At 27.2% G+C, this 872-nt stretch carries 2 protein-coding genes; both read right to left on the minus strand.

Features of this window, described 5'->3' with window-relative positions; genetic code table 11:
• A partial coding sequence (locus TY07_RS17055; protein WP_042403151.1) for an IS3 family transposase occupies positions 1-375 on the minus strand: 375 nt, incomplete at its 3' end.
• Positions 376-392: 17 nt separating this feature from the next.
• On the minus strand, positions 393-872 hold a 480-nt coding region (locus TY07_RS17060; RefSeq protein ID WP_052330777.1), incomplete at its 5' end, for a helix-turn-helix domain-containing protein.

Raw genomic sequence — 872 nt, forward strand, 5'->3', positions numbered from 1 at the left:
CCATTTTTCATTAATATTTTCAGTTATAAAGTTTCTGTTTAATAAATTTTCAGCAGTTATTTGAGGGGTACTATGAACATATCTCTTTCTCTTCTTACGAATTACAGCAGACATATTCATAGATTTCATTAATCTATAAATACGTTTATGATTGTAATTAGAACCTAGAGTTTTATTTAAATTTAAAGTTATTCTTCTATATCCATAAATACCTTTTACCTCAGAATATATCTTAATAATTTCATTCGAAATTTCTTTATTTTCTTTATCTCTTTGAGTTTCTTTTCTATTTAACCATTTATAATATGAAGATCTACTAATCCTTGCACATTTGCATAATTCAGATATCGAATATCCAGACTGGTTAAGCTCCATAATTGCTATATATTTATCTACCTCCTTTCGATTTCGTCTAACTTTTTTAAGAAATCATTCTCCATTTTTAAACGTCTATTTTCAGCTTCTAAAAGCTTTAATTGTGCAGCAATTTTCTCAGATTCGCTTAAGTCTTCAATTTTTTTACGTTTACCGCGTCTGTCGACTAGCGCTTCATATCCACTTCGATTATATTTATTAATCCAAGTATAAATTTGCTGATAAGAAACCTTATATTTATTTGCAGTTAAATTATAGTCGTTAGCGTTAGCAATACAAAATGCAACTATTTCTATTCTTTCTTCATATGTAGTTTTTCTTCCGTTAGTCATAATATGATCTCCTTTGTTATTATGAGATTTACATGTTTTATGACATTTATTATACTTATTTATCCATTGTGTGAGAATACCTGTACAGGAAAGATTATATTTTAAAGATATATCTGCTAATGAACCTTTTCCATTAATATAATCTTTAACTGCACTAAGCTTGAG

Source organism: Clostridium saudiense (assembly GCF_000577815.1).
GTDB classification, from domain to species: Bacteria; Bacillota; Clostridia; order Clostridiales; family Clostridiaceae; genus Clostridium; species Clostridium saudiense.